This is a genomic window from Liquorilactobacillus satsumensis DSM 16230 = JCM 12392 (assembly GCF_001435195.1).
GTDB classification, from domain to species: domain Bacteria; phylum Bacillota; class Bacilli; order Lactobacillales; family Lactobacillaceae; genus Liquorilactobacillus; species Liquorilactobacillus satsumensis.
In genome coordinates, this window is the sequence record NZ_AZFQ01000044.1 from 48,716 (window position 1) to 73,694 (window position 24,979).

At 38.7% G+C, this 24,979-nt stretch carries 28 protein-coding genes; 24 read left to right on the forward strand and 4 right to left on the reverse strand.

Annotated elements, in window-relative coordinates:
- Both FD50_RS07120 and nth read left to right on the forward strand, forming a co-directional pair.
- Window positions 1–728, forward strand: a 728-nt coding sequence (locus FD50_RS07120) for a DnaD domain-containing protein (protein ID WP_056960956.1), incomplete at its 5' end; no start/stop codon positions are given.
- A 3-nt stretch (window positions 729–731) separates the two neighbouring features.
- Window positions 732–1,388, forward strand: coding sequence for an endonuclease III (gene nth / locus FD50_RS07125; protein WP_056960994.1), 657 nt, complete (start codon window positions 732–734; stop codon window positions 1,386–1,388).
- 241 nt (window positions 1,389–1,629) lie between these two features.
- Here the strand turns inward: nth and yidC are convergent, their stop codons facing one another.
- Both yidC and FD50_RS07135 read right to left on the reverse strand, forming a co-directional pair.
- On the reverse strand, window positions 1,630–2,574 hold the full coding sequence (gene yidC, locus FD50_RS07130; RefSeq protein WP_054756143.1) for a membrane protein insertase YidC: 945 nt from the start codon (window positions 2,572–2,574) through the stop codon (window positions 1,630–1,632).
- A 112-nt stretch (window positions 2,575–2,686) separates the two neighbouring features.
- On the reverse strand, window positions 2,687–2,959 hold the full coding sequence (locus tag FD50_RS07135; RefSeq protein ID WP_054756145.1) for an acylphosphatase: 273 nt from the start codon (window positions 2,957–2,959) through the stop codon (window positions 2,687–2,689).
- Window positions 2,960–3,058: 99 nt separating this feature from the next.
- Here FD50_RS07135 and FD50_RS07140 point away from each other — a divergent pair, with 99 nt between their 5' ends.
- The 8 genes from FD50_RS07140 to greA all read left to right on the forward strand — a co-directional run bounded on the left by FD50_RS07140 (window position 3,059) and on the right by greA (window position 11,362).
- On the forward strand, window positions 3,059–3,841 hold the full coding sequence (locus FD50_RS07140; RefSeq protein ID WP_054756147.1) for a TrmH family RNA methyltransferase: 783 nt from the start codon (window positions 3,059–3,061) through the stop codon (window positions 3,839–3,841).
- Window positions 3,842–3,937: 96 nt separating this feature from the next.
- A complete protein-coding gene (locus tag FD50_RS07145) occupies window positions 3,938–4,438 on the forward strand; it encodes an HD domain-containing protein (protein ID WP_056960957.1) in 501 nt (166 codons plus the stop codon).
- A 78-nt stretch (window positions 4,439–4,516) separates the two neighbouring features.
- Entirely contained in the window at window positions 4,517–4,855 is a 339-nt protein-coding gene (locus FD50_RS07150) for a winged helix-turn-helix transcriptional regulator (protein ID WP_054756151.1), read from the forward strand.
- Between the two features lie 337 nt (window positions 4,856–5,192).
- Window positions 5,193–6,239, forward strand: a complete 1,047-nt coding sequence (gene pheS, locus FD50_RS07155; RefSeq protein ID WP_056960958.1) for a phenylalanine--tRNA ligase subunit alpha — start codon at window positions 5,193–5,195, stop codon at window positions 6,237–6,239.
- A 7-nt stretch (window positions 6,240–6,246) separates the two neighbouring features.
- Window positions 6,247–8,658: a phenylalanine--tRNA ligase subunit beta gene (gene pheT, locus FD50_RS07160; protein WP_056960959.1), complete on the forward strand. Its 2,412-nt coding sequence runs from the start codon at window positions 6,247–6,249 to the stop codon at window positions 8,656–8,658.
- A gap of 352 nt (window positions 8,659–9,010) precedes the next feature.
- On the forward strand, window positions 9,011–10,150 hold the full coding sequence (gene mltG / locus FD50_RS07165) for an endolytic transglycosylase MltG (protein WP_156653513.1): 1,140 nt from the start codon (window positions 9,011–9,013) through the stop codon (window positions 10,148–10,150).
- Window positions 10,151–10,196: 46 nt separating this feature from the next.
- Complete coding sequence (gene udk / locus FD50_RS07170) at window positions 10,197–10,850, forward strand: uridine kinase (RefSeq protein ID WP_054756154.1); 654 nt, start codon at window positions 10,197–10,199, stop codon at window positions 10,848–10,850.
- A 35-nt stretch (window positions 10,851–10,885) separates the two neighbouring features.
- A complete protein-coding gene (gene greA / locus FD50_RS07175; RefSeq protein WP_056960960.1) occupies window positions 10,886–11,362 on the forward strand; it encodes a transcription elongation factor GreA in 477 nt (158 codons plus the stop codon).
- Window positions 11,363–11,502: 140 nt separating this feature from the next.
- On the opposite strand, the gene FD50_RS07180 is transcribed toward greA, so the two are convergent.
- On the reverse strand, window positions 11,503–12,225 hold the full coding sequence (locus FD50_RS07180) for a potassium channel family protein (RefSeq protein WP_056960961.1): 723 nt from the start codon (window positions 12,223–12,225) through the stop codon (window positions 11,503–11,505).
- 396 nt (window positions 12,226–12,621) lie between these two features.
- On the opposite strand from FD50_RS07180, the gene FD50_RS07185 reads away from it, so the two are divergent.
- Window positions 12,622–13,044, forward strand: a complete 423-nt coding sequence (locus tag FD50_RS07185) for a hypothetical protein (protein WP_056960962.1) — start codon at window positions 12,622–12,624, stop codon at window positions 13,042–13,044.
- A 377-nt stretch (window positions 13,045–13,421) separates the two neighbouring features.
- Here the strand turns inward: FD50_RS07185 and FD50_RS07190 are convergent, their stop codons facing one another.
- On the reverse strand, window positions 13,422–14,267 hold the full coding sequence (locus FD50_RS07190) for a sunset domain-containing protein (RefSeq protein WP_056960963.1): 846 nt from the start codon (window positions 14,265–14,267) through the stop codon (window positions 13,422–13,424).
- A gap of 986 nt (window positions 14,268–15,253) precedes the next feature.
- Here FD50_RS07190 and FD50_RS07195 point away from each other — a divergent pair.
- The 13 genes from FD50_RS07195 to FD50_RS07255 all read left to right on the forward strand — a co-directional run.
- Window positions 15,254–15,631 (forward strand): RusA family crossover junction endodeoxyribonuclease, encoded by a 378-nt coding sequence (locus tag FD50_RS07195; protein ID WP_054756226.1) that lies wholly within the window; start codon window positions 15,254–15,256, stop codon window positions 15,629–15,631.
- Window positions 15,632–16,087, forward strand: coding sequence for a DUF3310 domain-containing protein (locus tag FD50_RS12700; protein ID WP_156653514.1), 456 nt, complete (start codon window positions 15,632–15,634; stop codon window positions 16,085–16,087).
- A gap of 166 nt (window positions 16,088–16,253) precedes the next feature.
- On the forward strand, window positions 16,254–16,712 hold the full coding sequence (locus FD50_RS07205) for a hypothetical protein (protein WP_056960964.1): 459 nt from the start codon (window positions 16,254–16,256) through the stop codon (window positions 16,710–16,712).
- A gap of 9 nt (window positions 16,713–16,721) precedes the next feature.
- Window positions 16,722–17,150 (forward strand): DUF722 domain-containing protein, encoded by a 429-nt coding sequence (locus FD50_RS07210; protein ID WP_054756164.1) that lies wholly within the window; start codon window positions 16,722–16,724, stop codon window positions 17,148–17,150.
- 216 nt (window positions 17,151–17,366) lie between these two features.
- On the forward strand, window positions 17,367–18,134 hold the full coding sequence (locus tag FD50_RS07215; RefSeq protein WP_056960965.1) for a hypothetical protein: 768 nt from the start codon (window positions 17,367–17,369) through the stop codon (window positions 18,132–18,134).
- A gap of 66 nt (window positions 18,135–18,200) precedes the next feature.
- On the forward strand, window positions 18,201–18,908 hold the full coding sequence (locus FD50_RS07220) for a terminase gpP N-terminus-related DNA-binding protein (protein WP_056960966.1): 708 nt from the start codon (window positions 18,201–18,203) through the stop codon (window positions 18,906–18,908).
- Window positions 18,889–20,139 carry a PBSX family phage terminase large subunit gene (locus tag FD50_RS07225; protein WP_056960967.1) on the forward strand — a complete coding sequence of 417 codons (1,251 nt, stop codon included), beginning with the start codon at window positions 18,889–18,891 and terminating at the stop codon, window positions 20,137–20,139. The genes FD50_RS07220 and FD50_RS07225 overlap by 20 nt, the downstream gene beginning before the upstream one ends.
- Before the next feature lie 21 nt (window positions 20,140–20,160).
- Window positions 20,161–21,636 carry a phage portal protein gene (locus FD50_RS07230; RefSeq protein WP_056960968.1) on the forward strand — a complete coding sequence of 492 codons (1,476 nt, stop codon included), beginning with the start codon at window positions 20,161–20,163 and terminating at the stop codon, window positions 21,634–21,636.
- On the forward strand, window positions 21,614–21,919 hold the full coding sequence (locus FD50_RS07235; RefSeq protein ID WP_054756170.1) for a ribosomal-processing cysteine protease Prp: 306 nt from the start codon (window positions 21,614–21,616) through the stop codon (window positions 21,917–21,919). Before FD50_RS07230 ends, FD50_RS07235 begins: the two co-directional genes overlap by 23 nt.
- A 4-nt stretch (window positions 21,920–21,923) precedes the next feature.
- Window positions 21,924–23,087 carry a minor capsid protein gene (locus FD50_RS07240; RefSeq protein WP_054756172.1) on the forward strand — a complete coding sequence of 388 codons (1,164 nt, stop codon included), beginning with the start codon at window positions 21,924–21,926 and terminating at the stop codon, window positions 23,085–23,087.
- A 173-nt stretch (window positions 23,088–23,260) separates the two neighbouring features.
- Window positions 23,261–23,443, forward strand: a complete 183-nt coding sequence (locus FD50_RS07245) for a hypothetical protein (protein WP_415564483.1) — start codon at window positions 23,261–23,263, stop codon at window positions 23,441–23,443.
- A 59-nt stretch (window positions 23,444–23,502) separates the two neighbouring features.
- On the forward strand, window positions 23,503–24,213 hold the full coding sequence (locus tag FD50_RS07250; RefSeq protein WP_056960969.1) for a TIR domain-containing protein: 711 nt from the start codon (window positions 23,503–23,505) through the stop codon (window positions 24,211–24,213).
- A gap of 195 nt (window positions 24,214–24,408) precedes the next feature.
- Window positions 24,409–24,979 (forward strand): capsid assembly scaffolding protein Gp46 family protein (locus FD50_RS07255; RefSeq protein ID WP_056960970.1); only part of this gene is annotated, 571 nt, incomplete at its 3' end.

Consider the following 24,979-nt stretch of genomic DNA (forward strand, 5'->3'; position numbering starts at 1 on the left):
TGGATAAGACACTTAAAAAATATTTAGTAGCCGGTCAGACAACAGTTTCTAATCTCATTTTGCACAATTACTCTGCATTGGGATTGAATGAAGAAGAGCTGGTCTTGTTATTAGAACTATTGAGTGAACAACAAAGAGGGAATGCTTTCCCAGCTGGTGAGAAAATAGCACGTGCGATGGGTAAGAAACCTCAGGCGATTTATCAGTTGCTGCATAGTTTAATTGCAAAAAAAGTTATGCAGATTGTTAGTATTCCAGCGGCAGACGGCAAGACTCAAGATGTCTATCGGTTTGAGCTGTTGTATGAAAAGATTGGCAACTTGGAACAAAAAGAAGAACAAAAATTGGAACAAGCGGACCAAGCAGTGGCACAGGCTAAAGTTTATAGTAGTATTGAAGTTGAATTTGGGCGGCCGCTGTCGCCAATTGAGATTGAGACGGTTGATTCATGGCTTCATCAAGATCATTATCGCCCTGAAGTGATTTTATTAGCTCTACGCGAGGCAGTGCTCAATCAAGCATATAGTTTGAAATACATTGATAGAATATTGCTTAGTTGGGAAAGACAAAATATTAAGACTGCCCAGGACGTTGAAAGAGCCAAACAAAAAATGAGAACCAATGGCAAAAATTCGACGTCTGAAGAACAAACAACTACGCCCAACGATAAACCACTGATTCCGCTTTATCGCTGGTCCGATCAAAGCGATGACAAGCAGGGTGAATAAGTGATGCTTTCAAAAGAAAAAACACGAAAAGCAATTGAAATTATGGGGCAGGTTTTCCCAAATGCACGAACTTCGCTACAGGCAGACACGAGCTTTCATTTTTTGCTGGCAGTTATTTTGAGTGCACAGACGACTGATATTGCTGTCAATAAATTGACACCGGCATTTTTTGCACGCTACCCAACACCTGAAACGCTTGCCAATGCTTTGCCTACGGACGTGATGAACTTAATCAAAACAATTGGATTATATCGTAATAAGACAAAGTACATGATTACTTGTGCCCAAGGACTCGTTACACGTTTTGACGGTGTTGTGCCACATTCGCGTTCAGAACTAATGACGTTACCCGGCGTAGGGCGCAAAACGGCAGATGTTGTCCTAGCAGAGTGGTTCCATATTCCAGCTTTTGCAGTTGATACGCATGTTAATCGGATTGCTAAGCGTCTTAGTATCGTTCCGCAAAAAGCCGATGTTTTGACAGTTGAGAAAGTTTTGATGGCTAAGCTGCCGTCGCAACTTTGGATTGCAGCACATCAGCGGATGATTTTTTGGGGAAGATACCAGTGTACGGCACGTAGTCCCAAATGCACGACTTGTCCTCTTTTGGAATTGTGTGCTGAAGGCCAAAAGAGACTATTACAAAGCCCCGAAAGTTAAAAAGTACGGACTTTAACGCGTTATGTTGGAAAATTATTGTGTGTCCAGCACAACTGACTTGACTAGGTTCAAGCGGTCATTTTTAGATTTCAGATGCATGCCAGCAGTTTGATATCTTTTGTTATTTTTAGCGTAACTAAAAAATCAGTTCAACCGGCTGAATTAATCATCGGGTTGAACTGATTTTTATTATGATTTTGTGCGGCAACCGGTTTAAAAAATTGTGATCGTCGTTATTTTTTTACTTAGGTCTTCTTTGCTGTTTGCCAGCGTTTCGTTGTCGGTTTTGGTTTTGATTACCATTGTTGGACTGTTGGTTTGTTTTTTTGCTGCTATTTGTTACAGCATCAATCTTTTTTTCAACCTTAGCAATGGTTTCTTTGATTTTAGGAGGATTTTTTTCCAACTCTTGCCGAATTTCTTCACGAATCTTAGGACGCATTAGATTGACTAAAACGGTCTGAAGACAGGCAAAAATTCCACCAACGAAGAAGTAGAGTCCTAATCCTGCTGGGGAAATGAACGTCATCCCAGTCAGCATGATCGGACTGATGAGCATCATTGACTGCATCTGCTTTTTTTGTTCTGGCGGGATTCCCAGTGTTGCAAGGTATCCTTGAAGCGCGTAAATGATGAACGTTAAAGCAGTGAAGACAATACTTGTTTTACCTAAGTTAATGCCTAAAAATGCTGTCCGTGAAAGTTCAGGAGAGTATTGGATTGCGGCGTACAGGGCTGCAAAAATCGGCATTTGAATTAGCAAAGGTAAGCATCCAATTCCACCAGTCATCGAAATTCCATTTTCACGGTAAACTTGCATCATCTCTTGACTGATAGCTGCTTTTTCTGCTTGAGTCTGTGCATTTTTTTGCCGTTCTTGGATGTCTGCAAGCTGCGGTTTAACGGAAGCCATCTTTTCCTGTTGCACAGTAGCATTGCGTGACTGTTTCAACATTAGAGGCATCAAAGCCATCCGGACGATAAACGTAATTGTAATAATGGCCCAGCCGTAACTTCCACCAAATAAATTAGATAACCATTCGATCACATGTTGCGTTGGGACTGCTAAATTCTCATAAATCAGCCCATAAGGTTTACCGCTTTTAGTTCGCTGCACACAACCGCTTAAAAGCAGTGCGAGTGTGAAAAAGAGCGGTAAAATGGTAAGGCGCTTTGTTTTTTTCATTGCTCAGTTCCTTTCAAATAAACTACGCCTACTACTATACTTTATCTAGCAGTCATTTTCAATTGAGCAGAACAAACAAAAAGCTAGGCTGCTGGTAACCAGCAAGTCTAACTCAATAAGTAACTGCAAATCCGCTATAGTCGCGGACGGTTTGTTTTGTTATTTCGACCTGTGTGACGTGTGCTGCTGGGCTGGGTGCTTTTTTTATCCGTGCAATAAAATCTTTAAGTTCTGGTTCTGGTCCCTGAGCAAAAATAGATACAGAACCATCAGCTTCATTGCGAACAAATCCTAAAATCCCAAGTTGATCAGCAATAATCTTAGTGGAGTAACGGAAGCCAACAGCTTGGACACGACCAAATACTTTGAGGGAAACTGCCTGCATTTTGAGGACCTCCTTTACTTAGTAATTTTACCAGATTAAATTTAAAAACCAAGAATATGATATACTTACAGCGAGTCTAAAGAGTTAAAGAGGTAAAATATGGAAATTATACGATCTACGCAAAATAAGCAGGTTAAACTATGGCGCAAACTGGCAACAAAGAAGGGAAGAACGCTACAAAATAGCTATTTGCTGGATGGCTGGCATCTTGTAAAAGAGGCATTGTTGGCACAGCAAGAGATTAAGCAAGTGCTGCTTGTACCCGAATCTAAGTATGCAGAACGCTTTGCAGCCTTAAATCAGGATCAACTAGAGCCAATCCTAATTTCGGAGGAGGTCGCCAAGAGTCTCAGTGAAACGCAGAGTCCACAGGGAATCTTTGCGATTCTACCAATTAGTCAAACAAAAGTCTCCTTTGCTGAAGAAAAAGAAGGAGCATGGTTATTGCTGGATGCGGTGCAAGATCCAGGCAATATCGGAACAATGGTTAGAACAGCGGATGCTGCCGGATTTCGCGGAGTTATCTTTGGTGAAAAGACAGCCGATCTTTACCAACCTAAAGTTGTCAGGGCGATGCAGGGAAGCCAGTTTCATATCAAGCTGTTGGAAGGTAACTTGGCTGATTATATTGCTGAAATGCGCCAACAAGCAATTCCGGTTTTCGGAACAGAACTGAATGAAGCTGCACGCAATTATCGACAAGTTGGTCAATTCAAAAGCTTCGGATTGATTATGGGCAATGAAGGCAACGGAATGGCACAAACACTGCTCAAGAAAACTACGGCTAATCTTTATATCCCACTTCAAGGTCAGGCTGAATCGCTTAATGTGGCAGTCGCAGCGGGAGTCTTGATGTTTCAATTAAAACAGCCTGATGTTTAAGTTTATTTAATGAAAAACAAAAAGAGGATTAATTTGATTGCAAATTGCGGCGATTCAGTTATGATATAGGTAGACATAATTTAAGAGGGGTATTGCATGAAAAAAAGCGAATGGCATGATGATCAAGAATATTTACAGTACGTTGGCGACCTTTTAGCAACTCCTGAAGTTCAGCGGTTGGCTAATTTCAAACAGCATTATTTTTCTAATCGGCTGGAACACTCTATTTCTGTCTCATATGCGAGTTATTGTATTGCCAAAAAAATGCACTTGAATGCAAAAGCAACGGCACGCGCTGGTTTATTGCATGATTTGTTTTATTATGATTGGCGCACAACAAAGTTCAGCAATGGCACTCATGCATGGATTCATCCACGCATTGCTGTTAGAAATGCTGAAAAAATTACACATTTAACGAAAATGGAACGCGATATTATCATTAAACATATGTGGGGAGCAACAATTGCACCGCCACGTTACCTTGAAGGGTATATTGTAACTATGGTAGATAAGTATGAGGCTACCTCAGAAGTTAGTGTTCCCTTAATGTCGCGTTATGAACATTTGTTAAAAGAACATTTAGGTTTTGCAAAATAAGACTTCGCCTTTTGTTTGACTGCGAAGTCTTTTTTGTGTAAGTTTAAAGATATAAAGACTTCAATGGGAGGTGAGAGAATGGTAAAAACAATAATTCCCTATGAGCAGTGCCCGCGCTTTGAAAAGACTTTTGGAATTCTTGGAAGAAAGTGGAATGGATTAATTATTGATGCACTTTTAACTGAAGGCTCGCAACGTTTTAGGGACCTCGCCAATATGGTTGATAAATGCAGCGATCGTGTTCTAGTTGAGCGCTTGAAGGAACTTGAAGAAGAAGATCTGATTGAGCGTGTGCTCCAAGAGGAAAGTGCACGGCCTGTTTATCGTCTCACTAAGCGTGGCAGGGATCTTTCACGAGTAATGAAAGATATTCATGACTGGTCTGAAAAATGGTATACGTTGGAAGATTGTCAGTAAGACTTGACGACTTGGAATCCGGGGTATAGACTTGTTAAAGATAAAAACTATGACGAAAGCTAGTAGGAGTTTTTAAGGCAAAGAGAGGGGTACACTTTCTGCAAGTACTCTGCCGCAAAGACGCTGAATTTCACTTTCTGAGTTGCTGCCGGGATTCTTAAGGATGAATGGTATGTCGGACAATGTTCGTTAACATGCTGAGTGTCGAAAGGCTCTAGAGACAGCTTTTCGGAACAAGGGTGGTACCGCGTGGCCTCGTCCCTTTTTGGGGGGAGGCTTTTTTTGCGGCCAAAATTAAAATTATTGAAATTAATACTACATGAAGGAGTTGTGTTAGGTGGATTTAAAGGAAAGACTAAGTGAACTGAAGAAAGATGCCTTAGCAGAAATTACGAATGTTGATGATTTGAAAAAAATTAATGATATTCGGGTTAAACTTCTTGGCAAAAAAGGACCAATTACTGAAGTATTACGCGGAATGCGTGATGTTCCCGCAGACCAGCGACCACGAATCGGGAGCTTTGCTAATACGGTTCGTGATGAATTGACACGTGCACTTGCAGCGCGTAAGGAAAAGCTTGAAATTATTAAGACGGCAAAGAAACTTGAGAAAGAAAAAATCGATGTGACGCTGCCGGGAGTAGCAGTCAAAGTTGGGCAACCGCATATCATCGAACAGGTGATTGCACAGATCGAAAAACTTTTTCTTGGAATGGGTTATCAAATCGTTGATGGACCTGAGATTGAAGAAGATCATTATAACTTTGAAATGATGAACTTGCCCAAGGATCATCCCGCACGCGATATGCAAGATACGTTTTATATTACAGATCAAATTCTGATGCGAACACAAACGTCACCGGTCCAAGCAAGAACAATGGAAAAACATGACTTTACCAAAGGACCACTGAAGATGATTTCACCAGGAAAAGTTTACCGGCGTGATACAGACGATGCGACTCATTCACATCAATTTCATCAAGTTGAAGGTCTGGTAATTGATAAACATGTGACCATGGCTGATTTAAAGGGTACTTTGCAGACTTTAGCAAGAACAATTTTCGGTGAAAAGCGTGAGATTCGTCTGCGTCCTAGCTATTTTCCATTTACAGAACCTTCTGTGGAAGTCGATGTTTCTTGTTTTAAATGTGATGGTCAGGGTTGTGCAGTTTGCAAGCAGACTGGCTGGATTGAAGTCTTGGGTGCTGGGATGGTACATCCCAATGTCTTGAAAATGGCGGGGATTGATGCTGATGTGTACGGCGGTTTTGCTTTTGGACTTGGACCGGATCGGTTTGCAATGCTCAAATACGGTGTAGACGATATTCGCGAGTTCTATTTGAATGATGTACGCTTTTTGCAACAATTTTCACAGAAGGGATAGGTAATAGATGAAAGTTTCGACGAAGTGGCTCAGTGATTATATAACATTAGAGATTGCTCCACAGGAATTAGCGGAGAAAATTGAACGGACAGCGGTTGAAGTTGACGAAGTTACGCGGATGTCAACCGGCTTAAAAAAGATTGTTGTTGGTTTTACTAAGGAAGTAACGCAACATCCAGAATCTGATCATCTACACCTGTGCCAAGTAGATGTTGGGGAAGCAGAGCCGCTACAGATTATTTGCGGGGCACCGAATATTACTGCTGGCAAAAAAGTAATTGTGGCTTTGCCAAATTCACGAATTGCAGGCAATGTCAAAATTAAGCGTGGAAAACTACGCGGTGAATTGTCTGAAGGGATGATCTGTTCTTTACAGGAAATTGGATTTGCAGAAGGGGTAGTTCCAAAAGAATTTGCTGAAGGAATTTATTTTCTTCCGGATGATGCCCATGTGGGAGAACCAGTTTTTGATTATCTTGGAATGAATGAAGATGTAATTGATTTGGACGTTACCCCTAATCGTGCTGATATGTTAAGCATGCGTGGAACGGCGTACGAATTAGCGGCGATTTATAATAAGAAGTTAACGTTGCATCATCCTGCTCCAATGACTGAAAACCCAGCTGAGGTTAGCGCATATATCAAGCCAACTGCTGCACCAGAACTAGCCTCGACATATTTGATGCGAGTTATTAAAGACGTCACAGTCAAGCCCAGTCCGCAATGGCTCCAGACCCGTTTGTGGAATGCGGGTATCAGACCCACAAATAACTTGGTAGATGTTACAAATTATATTTTATTAGATTATGGGCAGCCGTTGCATGCTTTTGATCAAGATAAGCTTGTCGGAAAGAACATTCAAGTTCGCTTGGCAAAGCCAGGGGAAAAATTGATTACTCTGGATGAACAGGAACGTGAATTACGGACTACTGACATTGTGATTGCAGACGAAGCTGGTCCGGTTGCATTAGCTGGGACAATGGGTGGTCTGCGCACAGCGGTTGGTCCGAATACTACTACAGTAGTACTTGAGAGCGCCGTCTTTGATTCTTCTGCGATTCGTAAGACAGCACGCCGTCACAATCTGCATAGTGAAGCTTCAATGCGCTTTGAGCGTGGAATTAACCGTGCTACGGTTGCCGAAGCATTGGATGCTGCCGCTCAATTGATTGCACAGCTTGGAGACGGTACAGTAGTTGGTGGGCGTGCAGTTGCGACTAAAGAAGAAGTTAATTCAGTTTCAGTTGCAATCAGTCTTAAAAAGATTAACGATGTTTTAGGAACAAAGTTAAGCATGGAGACTGTCAAGGATATTTTTACGCGTCTTGATTTTACGGTGAGCGTAAGTGCTGCTGGTCAATTTGAAGTTCAGATTCCGCCGCATCGGTGGGACATCAGTATTCCGGCGGATCTAATTGAAGAAGTTGCACGTATTTACGGTTATGATAATTTGCCGGCGACGCTGCCAAAGGGCGAATTAACGCCTGGACATTATACGTACAAGCAGAGTGTGCTGCGTGCAGCGCGGCGTCTGCTTGAAGAAGCAGGTTTGACTCAAGCAATCTCTTATGGATTAACAACTCATGAAAAAGCTGCCCAGTTTATGATGGAAGCTTCAGAAGAAACCAAACTTGCATTTCCAATGAGTTCTGATCGAACCACCGTACGGATGAATCTAATCAGTGGGTTACTCGATGATATTGCGTACAATACTGCGCGAAAGGTCAATAATGTTGCGTTGTATGAACAAGGACGCGTCTTTTATCGCAGTGCAGGTAATGTGCGTCCACGCGAGGTCGAACATCTTGCGGGTGCAATGACCGGCTTGTTTAGAAATGATACCTGGTACGGTGCAAAGCAGCCAGTTGATTTCTACTTACTTAAAGGGATTGTTGAACATTTATTGAATTCGCTTGGAGTGAAAGATGTCCAGTTTAAGACAGCTACTGGACATGAAGAAATGCATCCTGGAAGAACCGCAGATATTTATGCAGCAGATAAATTCTTGGGCTTTTTAGGTGAAGTTCATCCTAATATTTGCAAAGAATATGCACTTAAAGCCACCTATGTTTTTGAACTTGATCTGCAGCAAATAATTGAGTTACCGAAGAAACAGGCTGTCTATACTCCAGTATCAAGATATCCTGAAATTACACGGGATGTGGCACTTGCAGTTGATCAGGAAGTTGAAAATGCTGCAATTGTGGACTTCATTAATGCAAAGAGTGGTAAATATCTTGTTAATGTTGAACTTTTTGATGTTTACGAAGGTGCGCACATTGCACCAGGCAAAAAGTCACTTGCATATAAATTGACATATCAGGATGAAAATACAACTCTTTCGGATGAGGTCGTGACGGCTGATTTTGAAAAAGTGATGACAAAAGTCAAAAGTGAATTTAACGCAGAGATCCGTTAATTTCTAAACAATTCTTGTAAGGCATCTGGGTTAATGCGGCTTGCCCAAAAACAAGAAAATCAATTTAACAAAAAATTTAAGAATGGACTAAATAAGGCGAAGCTAACAAGTTTGAGTGCAAATTGTTAACCTGACTATGTTGTCGAGGGTGCGTGGTTAGGCGAAAAATGCGACGATTAGTGCATTGTGCCAGATGTTAAGTAACTTAGGACAACGTCTATATGCAATAACTAAGGGACCTGATCAAAATTTTACTTTTGATCCAGTCCCTTAGTAGCATGGTTATGGGTGCAATTTGTACTATTCTTATGTATAATAAAAAAGATAGCTTTCGCGAGAATGGAGGGATATTTTGAATAACAAGAAAGATGATAAAGAGTTTGATAACCTCAATGGGCAGCCTCCTAAAAAAATCCTTGCAAATCGGATTGTGCGTGGAGTATTGATTGTTATCGCTCTTTTGGTCGTAGCGTTGGCATTCATTGGTTTTCGTTACTTTAATCGTGCCCAACAGCCGCTGGATCCTAACAGTAACAAGGTAATTGAGGTTAAGGTTCCAATCGGCAGTACGACCAAGCAAATTGGCAGTATCTTGGAAGAGAAGAAAGTTATTAAAAGTGGTTTTGTTTTTGATTACTATGTTAAAGCAAATAAATACACCCGTTTTAAGGCTGGTTATTATGAATTGAAACCCTCAATGACGCTTAAACAGATTGCTAAAAAGCTGCAAAAAGGCGGCGCCAGCCAGTCTTTAGAATCAGGTAAAACGTTAGTGCGTGAAGGTGTGACAGCCGATGAGATTGGCACGGTTATTCAAGCAAATACACGCTTTAAAAAGAGCGCCTTTTTGAAATTACTGAATGACCAAGCATTTTTAAACAAACTTAAAGCACAATACCCGGATCTGCTTTCTTCCGCAGTAGATGCCAAAAATGTGCGTTATAAACTTGAAGGGTATCTTTATCCGGCGACTTATTATGCAGGAAAGAATGTTACATTAGCGGAACTGGTCACTAAAATGGTTGCCAAAACTGATGAGATGCTGAAGCCGTATTACAGTACCATCAAAGAAAAGAAATGGACTGTGCAGCAGGTGTTGACCTTAGCTTCTTTAGTTGAACGCGAAGGTGTGACTACTAAGGACCGCTATTTAATTGCAGGTGTCTTTGAAAACCGGTTAGACAAGAATATGAAGATCCAGTCGGATATTTCTGTTTTGTATGCTTTGGGTAAGCATAAGTCGTCTGTAACTTATAAGGATCTGGAAGTCGATTCACCGTATAATTTATACAAAAATAGCGGTGTAGGTCCAGGACCATTTAATAATCCAAGTATTGATTCCGTAAAGGCAGTTCTTAACCCGACAGATCGCTCACAAGGATACTTGTATTTTATTGCAAATCTTAAGACGGGTAAGGTTTACTATTCTAAAACATATGCGGAGCACCAGCAGATGACGGAAAAATTACAAAAGGCTAATAGTTCAAATTAATACGGTTAAGTAAGCATTAAAGAATATATATTAGGGGCTCAGTGTGATGGCAGAACAGGAACAAAGAAAACGACCAGTTATTATCGGTGTGACAGGTGGTTCAGGGAGTGGGAAGACGGCAGTTAGCCGGGCTGTTTTTGAACAATTGCATAATAATTCGCTTTTAGTACTGCAAGAAGACTCTTACTATAATGATCAAGCTGAGATGAGCTTTGAGGAGCGATTAAAAGTTAATTATGATCATCCTGCGGCATTTGATACGGACCTGTTAATTAACCAATTACAAGAGCTGCTAGCTTGGAAAACAGTCAAGGTCCCAGTCTATGATTATAAGGCACATACGCGCTCGAAGAACTTTATCTTGCAAGCGCCAAAGGAAGTCATTATAATTGAGGGAATTCTGGTGTTAAATGATCCGCGACTACGGCAACTGATGGATATTAAAGTTTTTGTAGATACGGATGATGACATTAGAATTATCAGGAGAATCAGGCGTGACACTGAACAACGTGGTCGTTCGCTGCAGTCAATAATTCAACAGTATTTACGAACAGTTAAACCAATGTACCATCAGTTTATTGAACCAACCAAGCGTTATGCAGATTTAATTATCCCTGAAGGAGGAGAGAATCAGGTCGCAATTGACCTGCTTTCTACTAAGATCAGAGATGTTTTGCGTCATAATCGCAAGACACAGTAAAAGTAAAAATTTTGAAATTGAGAGGGGACTTAAAGATGGCTGAAGAAAAAACTTATCCGATGACGCTTGAAGGAAAGCAAAAGCTTGAGGAAGAATTAAATACTTTAAAAACGGCAAAACGTGCAGAGGTCATTCAGCGAATTAAAATTGCTAGGGGTTTTGGCGATCTTTCTGAAAATTCAGAATATGAATCCGCCAAAGATGAGCAGTCTTTTGTTGAGGGTAGAATTAAGACCCTTGAACAGATGCTTAATCATGCTGAGATAATTGATAATGGCGATATTGCCGCTGACGAAATTGCTGTCGGCAAGACCGTTACTTTCAAAGAATTACCAGATGAAGAGCCTGAAACGTACACAATCGTTGGGGCGGCGGAAGCTGATCCATTTTCAGGCAAGATTTCCAACGAATCGCCAATAGCAAAGGGGCTCGTTGGTCACAAGCTAGGTGAAGATGTTGAGATTGAGACTCCTGGTGGTACCATGAAAGTTAAGATCGTCGAAGTTAAATAATTTATTTTCAAAGTATCAAAAAAGAGCATGTCAAAGTTGATGTTTTTCAACTGGGGCATGCTCTTTTAAAATGTTTTTGCTGTATTGTTTTTTAAGTGTTTTTGAGTTGTCTATTAGAAGTAACACCGCTAATATTACAGCTATTTATGTTGTTTAATTTCCCGAAGTTCTTTTTTTAATTCGTTGTTATCTTCTACTAATTCATCTAGTTTTTTTAGTATCTTTTGGTTGGAATCTTCTTCATGTGTAAAAAAAGTTGTTAATGAGCTGGTCAGCATACTAATAAAGCCAATTCCAACAAACATTAGTAATATCGCTGCTAATTTACCTACCGGAGTATGTGGAGAAATATCACCATAACCTACAGTAGTTGCAGTTGCAATCGCCCACCAAAGTGACTCACCTAGAGGAACACTTTCAGCAAGAGAATATAGAACGGCTGCAATTATTAGAATGAAAAGAGAGACAATTATTAAATATATCAAACCGTTTGTTTTTAGAAAGTTCTTTGCATTTTTTTGTAATTTTCCAGTTAAACCGATTAGGCGGACGACTCTAAAAATTTTAGCAACTCTAGTTATTCGAACTATGCGTGCAAGACGAGCAATCCTAAAAAAAGAAAAGAAAGAACCGATTGGAATAATCGCCAATAAGTCAAAAAAGTTATCTTTGAAAAAAGAAACCCTGTTTTTGGCAATGATTAGGCGTATAAGATAATCGATGGTAAATAGCCCCAAAATAGTATTATCAATGTAGCAGTAGGGCGAAGAATCAATGCTAATAGCATTAGCATAGTCCATGATGACCAGGGCAATTGAAATTAGCGCTAAAAATGCAATTCCAAAAGTATAAAGCTTTTTCATAGTGTGAGACCTCTTCAAAGAAACTGAAATAATTATGCGTAATAGGATAGGTTAAAAATAAAATACAAGAATACATTTTAAAGTATATTCTTTTTAGCATAAAAGTTCACGTTGTGCTATCATTTAACTTATTTTTATAGGTGTTTTTATATTTTTAATGTAAAAAGTATTTATTACTATTTACAAATTATGCCATTGGGTTTATCATAGATTGTACAGTTGATTCCTTTCCTTGTAATTAGCTGTCCTTAGCACTAGATTTCGACATTTCCCATGCGGTCTGCCTCTTATTGGAGGCAGGCTTTTTTATTTTCAAAACAATTTTGGGCGCGTTTATCAATTTAATTATTTACAAATCGAACAAGTGTTCGTATAATTGAGTCGAGGGGTGATTAAATGAGGAAAAAAGATGAGTATCGTGATTATTCTTTGAGAAAAAAGCCGATTACGGAACAAGAAGCACGTTTCTTTTTTGATCACTATTATCAGGATCGGGGAATGTTGAAGTGGCAAGGATTTTATTTGAGTGATCATACTGCAGCAATGAAACAAGAAGATCAAACTGTTCAAGTTGTTCCACAAGAGGAGCAGTCACTAGCTTTGATTTCAAAACGCTTAAAACTCAGTTGGCAGTACCAAAAAGCGGCCGTCTTACAGTTACGGGAAATCTCGCATGATAATGTTTTGTGTCAATTGAAGGGGATCGTGACCGGATATAATGAGGAGAAGATTATCATTAGGAGTAATGAAGGAACACTACATTCAATTGATTTGGAAGAAATTAGAAATGTTGGCTTATTAAAGACAAATGGAGGCTGATATTGATCGTTAATCAATAAAGTAAGCTACTTGTAGTGGGAGACCATGTAGCCTGCTTTGGGGCTGAGCTGTACAAATTTAATTATGAATTGAAGATTTCATATAGATATTAACAAAAAGACCTGATACTGATGTTTTGCACCAATGTCAGATCTTTTTAAATTAATGCTTATTTTATATTTGCTCGTGTTTTTCCAGATACAGCATCATTTGTAAATGTAATTTCAAAATTAACCCAAGGTTACCATTAATTCCAGATGAATAAGTCCATATTTCATCTGATTGTCCAGCAATCTTTGATGAGCTGTACTCATTGGGCTTTCAAAATTTATTTTTGTTAAACAAATTGATAATAATAGAAATTACGTACTGAAATGTTAGCGTAAAGATTTTCTATAGCCAGCAGCCTGTGCATCTGCCTCGCTATTAAAATAAACAGCGTTAGCAGAATTCATATGATATCCTGCTTGACCTGGTACATGATAAATATGAGATTGGGAATTTCCAATAATTTGGCCAGACGTTCCTGTATAAACACTTCCAGTGTTATTATTAGCATTTGAAGCTTGTGCAACAGAGGAAGAAGCAGCTGCTTGTGATTGCTGAGCCGCGATGCTAGAAGATTCTGCAGCTTTGGATGATTCAGCAGCCTTGGATGATTCAACTGCAATGCTGGAAGATACAGCTTCTTTTGAAGACTGCTCAGCAGCTTGTTTCGAAGATTCAGCGGCGGTTGATGAAGATGAGGCAGCAGCTATGCTTGAGTCTTTTGCTTTAGATTCACTTGCAGCTATAGAGGCAGCTGATACAGAAGAAGCTTTGGCTTTAGATTCAGCCTCAATCTTGTCCTTATTGGAAGAAGATGTAGCTCTTTTTTTCGCAATGTTATTTTTCTTATGTATACTACCCGCACTTTTAGTTGTTTGTGTTGTTTTAGGTTCAGTACTAGTATGTGTCTCAGGGCTTTTGGTAGCACCTGCAACTATTGAAGATCCAAGTAGAACTAAAAGAAAAGGTGTTAATAACTTAAGAAACCCCGTTCTATACTTTTTATTTGTATGACATATTATGAAAAAAACAATATAACAAATTAATAATAAAGAACCGACAGTAACCGCAAATCCATACGGAAAAATTTCGAAAACAAGGAAACCTAGCACAAAAGTAGATATTAGTTTATGTGTTTTCCCCAATTGTAGCAATTTGGCAAAGATATCTTTCATTTTGCTTCCCCCAAAAATTTCAGCTTTTAGAGTCATCAGGTTTTGGACTTAACTTTTTCTTAATAAATTTAATATAGCACAATGGTAAGTAATTAAAAGTATTTAGCACAAGATATGTTTTAACTTCCGCAAAACAAAGAATATTTAAGTGTTATTGGCACTGATGGTATCGCTTTCTTTAGTACTTAACGGATCATAGCTTATTTTTTTAAGAACAAGGAAAAGTAATTTTTACTAATTTTACTGAATTAAATCCCAATATAATTTTACGTTTAGCAATGGACAAATCGGCAATATGAGAACCTATCATAAAAGTGGTTTTGCGAATATCACGAATAAACTTCTACGCCGGTATTTGCTAACACAGATAAATTTGAAGTAACTTACCATGTACATTCCAGTACATTAGCAAGTTCAAACGATAGGATAGAGTAACAGTAGCCTAATAAAATAACCTCACACTTATTTGTGTGGGCCTTTTTTTTGTAAAAAAATATTCCTAACTATACTGGAAGATACTAATTTTTTATACTTCAGTGCACCAAAAATGTGACGCTTTTTTATAAATTAACGTAAGACAACGCAAGTTAAAAAATATGAACGCCTTTATATCAGCATTTATAGCAGTTATTGCCTCAGCTGAATTAGTATAATAAAGATTTGGCTGAAGGTGTAACTATAATAAAAAATAATGTTTACTATTAATAAAAGCAATCTTTAACTATCAGCTTGAGAAAGCTCAGGAATAACATTTTGTTCGTTACAGTCTATCGGCTCAAGACAACTCAATACAAGTAAGAAAATACTGTCACACCAACACGCCACCATTCTTTCTCTAGCTTCCATGTGGGAGTAGCTAGAGAAAGAGAATGGAAGCAGAGCGAATGAGAGAATAAAAACTAAAAAGTAAGGAATTGTTTTAAGTAAAAAAATAACATCCAGAAGGTGTGAAGTTGACAAGAAAACCACTGGAGTTTTTTATCCCAATGAAAAAAATTCCGACCGTAACTCATCAGGAAAAACAGGTTGCTGTTATCAAAGGTAAGCCACATTTTTACGAGCCGCCAGAATTACAAGCGGCCCGGTCGTTAATTACTGACAGCCTTGGAAGGTTTGCACCGAAGGAACCGTTTCCCGGCAAAGTCAGATTACTAGTGAAATATTGTTATCTTGCAACTGGTAAACATAAGAAAGGTGAGTACAAACGGACTAAGCCTGATCTGGATAACAATATGAAATTGCTGCAGGATTGCATGACTCAATTAGGATTTTGGAAAGATGATATGTACATTGTCAGTTTGATTGCTGAAAAGTTTTGGGCGGATTTACCTGGTATTTATATCAAGATCGAGGAAGTGAGTTGAATGAACTGGAATGATGTTTTTCAAGATATTCAAAAGTGGATGGCAGCTTCCAATGAAGTCATGCGGACCTACCCACTAACTAGCTCGGAATATTGGAGATGGTTAGTCGGGTCTCTGGGACATTTGGAGCAAAAGTACAATAGTCACCCGCTGGTAGTAAATTTATGTATCGCGTTGTTCGATTATCAAGACAGAAATTATAAAGCGATGGAGAGTGAGGGAATGAGTAAATTACGCCTAGATTATTACAAAGGCAAAAACGGCGATGACTTGTTCTGGTTCTTTGAAACTTTTCTGCCTAAACAATGGGTAATCGGATTTTACGTGCTAAATGTGATCAAGTATGTAGTCAGGCACGAGGGCAAGAATGGCGTTGAGGACTTAGGGAAAGCCAAGACTTATGTTGAACGGCTAGTGGAGTTTGAAAAGGGGGAAGCTGATGAGAAAAAGAGCTAGGAATCATAGATTGTTAGTATTTACAAGCCAAATGAGTCAAATAATTAATCGAGAGTTTGATAGAGGCACTGCCTTATGCCACATAGATTGAAAGTAAAGCATTATAAAACAAGGCTCACTATATATGAGCCACAAGGAAAGAGGCTGAATTGAAGGTGGAATGGGAATGAAAATAATATCAATGTTATTAGTTGCAATTCTTCTACTAGGTAATTTACGAGGGTGGGAACAAAAACTTGTAAATCCTAAAAAGCAAAAAGTAAAAGTACTGGATAGATTGACCACTGCCTATTCAGAAACAGCCAACATTGAAGAGTTTATTACTAAGATTAATTCAGCGAGCTGCCTAGGCTTTATATTTTATTTTCTGTCGCTTCTCATTGTTGCTTTTAACGTCAACGACAAAATTTCTATCGTTGTTGCCATCGGGATAATAGTAATTGAAGTAGCAGAGGCTTTTGTAAGAACTGGCAGAAATGAGTACATGAAAAACGCGGGTAAGACAAAGAATGAGGTTTTAGAAGCTACAGTAAACGAAGGCTATCAAATTAAATTTATTGCAGTTGAATTAATCGAAACCATAGCATTTGTTTATCTAATAGTTATGTTGTTTCAAAGTTTGTGAGGTGTAAGAGTGAAAAAGTCAACGATTAGAAAGATTGAGGATATACTTAGGGACTATCCAAAGATTGATAAGTACATCGAAGCACGTGAAATGGAGTTAAGATATCCAGTTAAACCAGCAGATGAAAATATTGGAGGTGGAAAGGCAGAAAACAAAAGACCCGAGGTAGTGGAGAGAATGATCATTACCATTGATGAAGATAGGGCGTTAAATTCATTGAAGAAACAACGAGATGTAATTGATAACTGCTTAGAGGAGGCTGGGGAGGATACTGAAAGGATTATACAAGAAATGTATTTTAGCAGGCGACCACAATTTACCATGAATGGATTAGTACAAAATAACATAGTAGGTGTAGGGTTACGGAAAGCTTATGCACTAAGGAATTCCTTTATTGAAAAAGTAGCCAAAGAACTTGGATTATATGATATTTTTTAATCATGCAAAAAGTTGACAAAACTAAAGCCTATTTTCGTATTAAAATGGTATTGTGCCAGAGTTGGTACAACTTTATTTCCCCCAGGGATAATTATTTTAACGATGGCGTTCAGAAATGAACGTTATTTTTTTATTTTTAACCTTTTGAACGGGCTATTAAAGCATATAATGTTAGATAGTTGTAATATAATGTTTAATGTTGGAGGAAAATTAATAGTGTTTAAAAAGATAAAAGAATGGGGAAACACAACTGTGACTAAAAAATTTGCAGTTTGGTTGTATTCTTTAGGATTTATAATTGGAACTTTTTGTATTTATGTTTTAATTGCTTGGTCAAAGGGTGATATGGGGTCTGTAGCTGATTGGGTAAGTGCTATTGGTTCTTTGGGTGCAATTTTAATAGTAATCTGGCAAGTTCATCAACAAAACATTTATTTTCAATGTCAAAGAAAGTTAGATAATCAACCCAAAATTTCTATTAGGTACAGAAGATGTTTTAATAAAAATAGTGATAGCTATTTTGTAAACGAAGATGCTTCGCTTCGTCTTGATGAATGTCTTCATGGGGATAGCGATAAAGTAGATATGGGAGATAATCAGGGTTACGAATTACTAAATTTGGGAAGTAACACAGCTCTTGATCTCACCTTCATTGTTCAGTATAAAGATGATGAAAAAAATATAATGAAAATCGATTCACTTCCCAGAAATAAGGGAGCAATATTTTTTACAAGTAGAATTTTAAATGGCAAAAAAGGGTTATTCGAAGTTGATAAAGATGTTACTAGTATAAAGGTTTACTACAAATCATTAATAGACGTTTGTTACTGTCAGGTATGGGAAAATAAATATTTGAAAAAGAACAAAAAAGGAGAAAAAGTAAAGTACACAGATATTTTGAGTTCAAAAACATATGAATTGAAAAAAAATACATATCCTAGGAGTAAATTAGCAACGCTGTATATGGGTGGAAGTTTATTTTGATTTTAATAGACTTCACTAATTATTTCAGCGTGTTTATATTTAAAAAATTAGAGGTGATGATATGACATGACAAAACAGGAGCAAGCTAAAAAAGATTATCTAAGCGGTATGAAGTATAAAGACGTTGCTACTAAGTATGAAGTGTCTATCAACACCGTTAAATCTTGGAAGAATAGATACGGTTGGCAAAGGGGTGCACCTGTTAAAAAAAGTATGCACACAAAACCGAAAAAGGGTGCATACAAAAAAGAGTTAAATAATGGTGGGTTAACACCTGAACAAGAGTTATTTGCACAACTTGTTGGTGGTAAGAGAATACCGTTATATCGGGCTTATCAGATAGCTTATGCAAAAACTAAGCCATCGGTTGCAACGGCAATGGCTGCATCTTCTAGGCTCGCAAAAGAGCCAGAAATTACTACAAGAATTGTTAATATTTCTAAAGAAACTGCATACAAGCATAAATGGTCTCTCAACAAGGTAGTTGAGGGGCTTTCTTTTGTGCATGATGAGTCTAAGGCAGATATGATCGAGCACGGTGTAAAGAAGTCTAATGCAGACGCAATGCTTGAAGCGTTAAGCCAACTTACAGATGTGCTTAATCTCAAAAAGCTGGATGAAAATAGTGAACGTAAGCTAAAAGCTGAGGCGGACATTGCAGAGGCTAAGGCACACATTCTTAATGATAAGGGTGATGATACTGAAGCTAAGGTATCTAAGCTGCTAGACAAGATAGATGACGCAATCGAAGGGAATGATAACAACGATAACTGATTTGTATTCACCGAAACAAATAGACGTGATGAAGACGGTGCTTCATCGACGCGATTGGCGGTTGCTGATTAATTACGGTGCTGTACGTTCTGGTAAAACAGTTATTGATAATGACATTTTCCTGATGGAGTTGCGTCGAGTACGCATGCTAGCAGACAAAGTAGACGTAGCTGAGCCAATGTATATATTAGCTGGTTATTCCAGTAAGTCGTTGCAAAATAACGTGCTGCAGGAAATATCGAATAAGTATGGCATTGAGTTTAAGTTTGATAAGCACGGTTCATTTGTTTTGTTTGGCGTTAAGATTGTGCAGACGTTTACTGGTTCAATCGCTGGACTTGGTGCCATTCGTGGTATGACGAGTTTTGGAGCATATGTGAACGAAGCATCCCTTGCTAACGAAGAAGTGTTTAATGAAATTCTTAATCGTTGTTCTGCTAAAGATGCACGGATCATCTGTGATACTAACCCTGATGTACCAACTCATTACTTAAAGAAAGACTACATTGATAATCAGGATCCTAAAGCTGGTGTAGTAAGCTTTCATTTTACGATTGATGATAACAAGTTTTTAGATGCTAAATACGTTCAGAATATGAAAGCTGGAACACCTACAGGAATGTTTTATGATCGTAGCATTTTGGGGTTGTGGGTGTCTGGTGACGGAATGGTGTATCAAGACTTTAATAAGGACACGATGATTATTCCGCGAGCTAAACTCCCCAATAATCTCAAGTATTACGTGGGTGTCGATTGGGGCTATGAGCATAAGGGTACAATCGTTGTGCTTGGTGATGATAAGGATGGTAATACTTACCTAGTAGAGGAACATACAAAACAGTACAAGGAAATTGATTATTGGGTGAGTATGGCAAAGGACATTCAGAAAAGATACGGGAAAAGAGTCAAATTTTGGGCTGATTCAGCTCGCCCAGAGCATGTTTCGAGATTTAAAAGAGAATTCATAGATTGTTTCAACGCAAAGAAAAGTGTTATTTCAGGAATTGAATCGGTGGCCAAGTTGATAAAAACTGGTCACTTTTTTGTTGTAGAAGAAGCAATTGAAAGTTTTCTTGATGAAATTTACCAGTATGTATGGGATGAAAAGAGCGGTTTACCAGTCAAAGAAAATGATGATGTCATGGATGCCATTCGTTATGCGATCTACAACACACATGAACGTATCAAAGCTAAGGTTACTAAGAAACCTAGCTTCTTTTATAGAAATTAACGATAGATTGGAGATGAGAACGTGGGAGTTGCGATTGATGCGGAATTATTACAGGATTCAAACAATCCTAGTTACAAAGTTTTAAATTATGTAGTCCAGCAGCACAATAAAAGGAAACACAGACTGCAGATGCTATCAGATTACTACGATGGCAAGCAGGAAATACTTGACCATTCGATGGTTAATAACCAGTACAGCAGCAATAACAAGGTAGTCGTTAATCACGCCAAGTACATCACTGATATGAACGTTGGCTTTACCACTGGCAATCCAATTGCGTATACAGCTGAAAAAGGTAAGAACATTGACCCGATTACTGACGAGTTCAATAAGATGGATGTTCAGACACATGATGCAGAGCTTGAAAAGGATTTGAGCGTGTTCGGTGTCGGCTTTGAAGTTCATTACCTCAAAACGACAGGGTTTGCAGATGATAAGCAGAAACAACCAATTACCGAGGAACGGATTGAATGTATTGATCCACGTGGAATTGTGATGTGTACCGATGATACCGTTGAGCATAATCCGTTGTTTGCGATTCACATTCAAGAAAAGTTTGATCTGGATGGAACAGCTAACGGCTATTTGCTCGATGTATACACCAAGACACAGCTAATTTCATACCGTACAAGATTCGGTTACAACTTGGATGATAGCAACATCGACAGCCAGAAAGTAACACCACATTACTTTGGCGATGTGCCGGTAGTTGAGTTTAGAAACAATGAAGAGCGGCAAGGTGATTTCGAACAGTGTAAGTCACTGATTGATGCCTACAACACGTTACAGTCTGATCGGATTACTGATAAGCAAGACTTCATTGATGCCTTACTGATTGTGTATGGATTCAGCTTAATGGGTGACGATGAGGAAGAAAGCAAGAGTAAACTCAAGAATGGCTTTATTGACGGGGCACCAGGCAAAGGCGAAGATGGTGCATCTGTTGAATGGCTCACTAAGCAGTTAGATGAAACTCAAGTTGAGTTATTGGCCAAGTCGATCGAAAATGACATTCACAAGATTTCTTATGTTCCTAATATGAACGATGAGAACTTCATGGGGAATGTCTCAGGAGAAGCAATGAAATACAAGCTGTTTGGTTTGCTAAATCTGCTATCTACTAAAACTAGATACCTGGTTAAAGGACTGCGTAGACGTTTGGCTTTAATGCAGAATATCCTGAATAAAAAGGGACAAGGCGTTGATGCTTCTGGTTGCAAGATTACCTTTACTCCAAACATTCCGGTTAACTTATCAGATATTATTACCAACATGAAGAATGCAGACGGAATCATTCCGCGAACCATTACTTATGGGTGGTTGCCTGACGTTGACGATCCGGAAGAAGTAGCGGACCAGATGAAACAACAGAAAGCTGATGACATTAAAGATAGTCAGCAAGCTTTATCGGGTGATACCGGTAAAAGTATTGATGATCCAGAATTCAATAATGATGGCAAGGGAGGGAAGAAAAATGATCCAGATTCAGATGATTGAGACGCGCCGCTTTGATGAGCGACAAGTTTCAATTCGAGCGACTGGCCATGCACAATTTGCTAAGCCAGGGAAAGACATTGTGTGTGCTGCAGTCTCAATTCTTTTGGAACATACTACGCAAAACTTAACTTCTTGTCATGTTAATGATGATGGTGTTAATTATAATGCTGATGTTTTAAACATTGATGAGGGTGATAAAAGGCTACTGAGAGCTCTTGGAAACACTTTAGCAACGATTGCGCACCAGTACCCAGAAAACCTTTCATTTACTACAAAGGTCTGATGATATGGCTGATAAAGATAAGCTAACCTACTGGCAGTTACGCGCAGTTAGGAACGAACAAAAAGCACACGATGATGCCAACGAGAAGGTTGAAATCATAACGCGTGCTTATTTACGTGCCCAGAGATATTTGGGTGACCAGGTCAATGATATTTACAAGAGATACTTTGACAATGGTAATTACACGGCGGCACAGGCAGAAGAAATTATGAACACAGCCGTTAGTCCTACCGAACTTGTAACTTTGCGTGCGTTAGCTAAGAATGTTACAGATGTTGAGTCTAAGAAACAAGTTACAGATTACTTATCAGCTTTGGCGGCTAAAGGACGAATCACTCGCTTAGAAGAGTTACAGGCTAAGTCCTACATTGCGGTTAAACAAGCAGCTAGTGTTGAGATTGAACATTCAACTGGACTGTACACCAAAGTAATTCAAGACGCATGGAATCAAGCTGCTGCAGAAAAGATAATTGGTGATGTTACCAAAGATGTGCAACTTTACGAAAAAGGCTATGTCGCTGAATTAGACAAAGCAAAGCGTCAAATTAGAATTGCTGATCCTGAAACCGGTAAAGAGATCACAACGGTTAGCGCGGTGCCTGAAAAAAAGGTTACTGAGTTCAAGCAACTTTCCACGCGTTACGTTAAGCAGGCGTTAAATGAACAATGGCACGGTAAGAATTACTCACAGCGTATTTGGAACAACACTGACAAGCTAGCAGATAGGTTGCAGGAATTATTTACCGCGCAACAGATGTCCGGAATGTCTGAACGCGAGATGGCACAGGCAATTGAGAAAGAGTTTGGTGCCGGTATCTACAATGCAAAACGTCTGATCAGAACTGAGGCTAACTATTTCCATAACAAGATAAAGCTTGATAGCTGGAAAGAACGTGGCGTAGAGGAGTACCAACTAGTTGCAGTCCTGGATAAGCGTACGTCTCAGATATGTAGGCACATGGACGGTAAAGTGTTCAAGGTTAAGGACGCAGAAGTAGGCACTGACTATCCACCGCTTCATCCGAACTGTAGAACGGTAGCAGTTATCCATTTCGCTAATAGTCTATACACTGGCACAAGGAACGCAAACAATCCGAATACCGGTAAGAAATTCAAGATTAACCAGGATGCGACGTATCGGGACTGGGAAAGGATGATTAATGAATGAGATGTTGTAGCGGTTGTGGGTGTATGGTGTTTATTGTCATTTTATTTTGGTTGTGCATGTTAGTGGCAATATTTTAGGAGGGATGCATTATGAAATATCAAAAGAAACCGGTAGTTATCGAAGCAGTGCAGTATGATGGTACACCAGAATCACAATTGAAGATTGCAATATTTATGAGAAGCGTTTCAACTGACGAGCTACGCAAAAACGAAAGAGAGAAAGATGGCGAACTTGTAATTCATACTTTAGAGGGAGATATGAAAGCGTCTATCGGAGATTTTATTATTAAAGGAGTTCATGGAGAATTTTATCCATGTAAGCCAGATATCTTTGAGGAAACTTACGATAAAATTTAAATTTTTTGATTTTTCGTTGTATAATCACAACAGAAATATTATAAAGGAATGATTATGCAATGAGTGATAAACCAGCAGAACAAGAGAGTGAAACTGAACCTAAGAAGAAGGAATGTTTTATAATAATGCCTATAGGTGAAGAGGGCTCTTTAATTCAGGAAAAATCTTTTGGATTATTAAATAGTGTTATTAAACCGGTACTTGAGCACGAACATATTGATTGTATTGTACCCCATGAAATTAATAAAATCGGCGCAATAACTAATCAAGTAATAAAAGATATTATAGATTCTGATATTGTTATAGCAAACTTAACTGGTTTGAATCCAAACGTTATGTATGAATTAGGTATAAGGCATTCTGCAGCAAAGCCTGTTATTACATTGGCGGAAAAAGAAACAAAATTACCATTTGATATAGCTGGACAAAGAAATATTTTTTACAGAGACTCTTTATTTGGTTTGAAAAATGCAAAAGACAGTTTAACAAAATTTTTGAAAGATATAGGCGGTAAAGTAGAAGACAAGGATAACCCAGTTTATTTGGCTACTCGAGAGATCATTTATGATGGAAATAGTTCTAATAAAGTAAACATTGCTGAAGCTTTTAAACAGTTGTCTGACAAAGTTGATAATTTGGCAGCTGAGAAATCTAATTACGCTGTTACAACAGATCCATTAAATATTAATTTGGATAAAAAATATATTTCTTCAGATTTTATTAGTAGTAATAGGTTTAAATTCAATAAAGATGGTCATCTAACCTTTTAAAGGATTTTTACTTGAAAATGAATATTAGACTTTTTGACCTGTCGAATGTCACTAAACTAGGCAAATTAAATAGCGTGTGTGGGTTTAACTACTCTACATAATGATTGATAGCATTGTACATGGGGCACTTGCCGTGTGTGGGGTGCTATTTTTCGTGGAGTGAATTAAATGTGCATGAGCTAAGGAGGAATCATAATGGAAAAGATACGATTTTACAGCACTTTATTGAATTTGCAACGTTTCGCTGATCCAGAGCCAGCACCAACCCCAGAACCAACCCCAGAACCAACTCCCAATCCTGAACCAAACCCAGAGCCGGAAGATAAACCGTTTAAAGCTTTCAAGACTGAGGATGAATTTAACAGCTGGTTTGATTCTGCTTATGACAAGCGGTTTGAAAAAGCTGCAGAGAATCTGAAAGCAAAGTGGGAGAAAGAGTCTAAGGAAAAGAAGTCCTACGACAAGATGACTGACGCTGAAAAAGCTGAGTATGATTTCAATCAGAAGCAAGAAAAGCTTAATCAGCGTGAGCAGGAAGTTACCGTCAAAGAGAATCGTGCTAACATCACGAATAAACTTGCTGAAGATGGTTTACCGGTCAGTCTTGCTAAGGCTTTCGCTCCTGCGTTTGCTGATACGGATAATCTTGAAGCAACTTACAAAGAAGTTACCGAGGGATTCCGTGAGGCACTCAAGCAAGGTGTTGATAGGGCACTGGCTGATTCATCTAAAACACCTGGTGCCGGTGGTGGCGGTTCGAAGTCTA